Origin of the sequence: Paenibacillus sp. 3LSP, from assembly GCF_032465655.1 — a bacterium.
In the GTDB taxonomy this organism is placed as follows: Bacteria; Bacillota; Bacilli; order Paenibacillales; family Paenibacillaceae; genus Fontibacillus; species Fontibacillus barengoltzii.
Map to the genome: position 1 here is coordinate 1 of NZ_JAWDJI010000226.1, position 2,662 is coordinate 2,662.

Sequence of the window (2,662 nt, forward strand, 5' to 3'; positions counted from 1 at the left end):
TTTTACAAACAATTTTTCTGTAATTTCTCATGTCAGGTTTGGTGCAAGGCTAGTGCCGGAAGTGCCACTTCCCAGTAAAATATACTCGATTTTTCGAGTATATCCAACCGACGACTCGGATGAAGACCGATAAAGGGGACTGGTAAACCATCACGAACATGACGGACATCACGGCGGGCGGGGGCAAGGCGAGAGGTCTGATAACCAGTCGATTCCACGACCTATGACCGCGGTAAGGCAGATACCTAATAGCCAGTCGATTCACACCTCATGACCATGGATAAGGCAGATGCCTGTTAACCAGCCGACTCACGACTCATGACCGCGGTAAATCAGATGCCTAATGACGACCAATCGCGGCAGATAACCAACGGGCAAGGCAAACGACAGGTAAAGGCAGACGACGTCTCTGACGACCGCCCCCTTACCACTTCCAACATAAAAAAAGAGCCGCTTACCAGCTAGCTCTTCTCCTCATCATTCGGATACAATTTCCGCAGGTGCTCGACCGACTGGCGGATCAACTTGCGCAGTACGTCCACATCGATGTCGGCGACTTTATTAATGTAGACACACCCTTTGCCTTGGGTATGCTTGCCTAAGGACTCCAGCAAAGCGTCTCGCTCAGGATCATTCGAGGCAAGATACAGGCTGATCTTCGCCTTCCGAGGCGAGAAGCCCACCAACGGCGCATCCCCTTCGTGGCCGGAGGCGTATTTGTAATGGTAGGAGCCAAAGCCGATGATGCTGGAACCCCACATTTTGGCCGGATAGCCCGTGATCTCCGTAAAAATGTCCAGCAATCGGTAGGCATCCTCCCGCTTCTTCGCATCGGCTACCCCTTCAATGAACTCGATGACGCTGTTGTCGTTCTCTTTGGTCTTCAGCTCGTACACTTAGAACCCTCCCTCTAACATCTCATCACCCGGCAACACCCGCCAATTCAAGTCTCACCACAAGCCTGTCTCATTTCATCATTCCTTATCCCTGGCTTCCTCCACTCGATCCAGCCACTCGTTCATCAGCGCGTTAAACATGTTCTCCTGCTCAATCTGCAGGTTATGCCCAGCCCGGTCTACGACCGCAAACGTACCGCGTGGATACAGATCTAATAAGCGAAGTGCATCCGCATATCCCACTGACGTATCCTGACGGCCAAGCAGGAATAACGAAGGTGCGTCAAACGTCTCTTGATCGATCGAAAAAGAAAACCCATACCGCGCCCGAATCTTGTCCAAAAAAGCGGAATCTGCCACTCGACAGCCGGGAACGATCTCCTTCGCATATCTCTCCCAAGTGTGTCGATCAATAACCGCGCTCATCGAGCGGAAGTCCTCATACTCCTCGGGAGACAGTTCATTACTCAGCGCCGGATCCTCGTAAATCACCGTATGGTCCGGCAGCTCCCGTTGAGCCGGGTCCGGTACGATCAAGGGACAAATAAACGCCGCTCCCTCAACTCGCTCGGAACGACGGGCGATGATCCCTCTCGTTAAGTACCCGCCGTAAGACTCTCCAACTACCGCAAAACACGACTCCGGCACCAAGGCATCAATTAACTCCAGCACCGCATCTAGCATTTCGTCCGTACTTTCAATCCCCGCGTAATTCTTCGACTGTCCCATGCCCGGCAAATCAAGATAAATTCTTCTCCAGCCCGCGCGGTTCTCAAATATCGGTTCCATGCAGCCGCTCATCAGACGATGGTCGGGCGTAAATCCATGAATCAGCACGATCGGCCGCCCGGAGCCCATCTCCTCATAATAAAGTTCTGCTTGGCTGGCTTTAAAATAAGGCATCCGCAACACTCCTTCGAACATGATGCCCTCATCATAATGCGAATATATGTTCTTGTCCAGACCTAAATTGACCACGCCTTATTCAGATTGAGCCTGATCTCCCATCCATCTCATATACACCCTGGCATTAAACCCCGCTTGCTTCCGAAACCAGCGCTGCGGCTTCCGCCGAAACTCGACATATCCCAGTCGCTCATACAAGCGAACCGCAGCAGTGTTGGTATCCACTACCTCCAAAATATAATCGTCATAGCCCAAACGTGAGATCAGCTCATGGTTCAGTTGGCTGGCGACCCCACGCCCTCGTGCTTGCTTAGCCGTAGCAACCGCCTCGAAATAACACTGTCCCTCCGCCAAGTGCAGCGGTTTTTCCAACTCCCGACGGACCAGAAAATAAAACAAACTTCCCTTCATCCAACCAAGTTCCTGCTGCAGCTCAGCCCGTTGAAATCGGAAAGCCCGCTTCTGTCCTGCGGAATACGCGAAGATCCCCAGAACCTGTCCCTCCTCCAAGGCGACAAAAAACTGCTCTCTCACCAAAGCATGCACAAGAGCCCTCGCTAATTTGTCCCGGTCCGAAGTAAAATATCGCAGCGAATCGTAAAAGCCCTCCACAAAAATCTCCGCCGCCTGCGCGGCTTCTCGATCCCCGAGCTCCGCCAAATTACGAATCACGAAATCACTCATATCACCGTTCCTCCCTTCTTTTCTCTACTATATAAAAAGGTGAAATAGGCACAGAACAGTCCTCAGCCGGATTCCCCATCCTTCCCGCGACTTAAACCCAGCATCACTGCCTCTCCAGGTAAAATCATAACCACCCGTCCAACGGGTGGTTTGCTCTTGGGGTATAACCCCTTGTT

General features: G+C 52.0%; 3 protein-coding genes. All 3 read right to left on the reverse strand.

Features of this window, described 5'->3' with window-relative positions; translation table 11 throughout:
- Positions 1 to 461: 461 nt before the first annotated feature.
- The 3 genes from RW092_RS19585 to RW092_RS19595 all read right to left on the reverse strand — a co-directional run bounded on the left by RW092_RS19585 (position 462) and on the right by RW092_RS19595 (position 2,486).
- Positions 462 to 896 (reverse strand): DUF1801 domain-containing protein, encoded by a 435-nt coding sequence (locus RW092_RS19585; protein WP_316011035.1) that lies wholly within the window; start codon positions 894 to 896, stop codon positions 462 to 464.
- Positions 897 to 974: 78 nt separating this feature from the next.
- Positions 975 to 1,799, reverse strand: a complete 825-nt coding sequence (locus RW092_RS19590; RefSeq protein WP_316011036.1) for an alpha/beta fold hydrolase — start codon at positions 1,797 to 1,799, stop codon at positions 975 to 977.
- A gap of 78 nt (positions 1,800 to 1,877) precedes the next feature.
- On the reverse strand, positions 1,878 to 2,486 hold the full coding sequence (locus tag RW092_RS19595; protein WP_316011037.1) for a GNAT family N-acetyltransferase: 609 nt from the start codon (positions 2,484 to 2,486) through the stop codon (positions 1,878 to 1,880).
- Between the last annotated feature and the right edge of the window lie 176 nt (positions 2,487 to 2,662).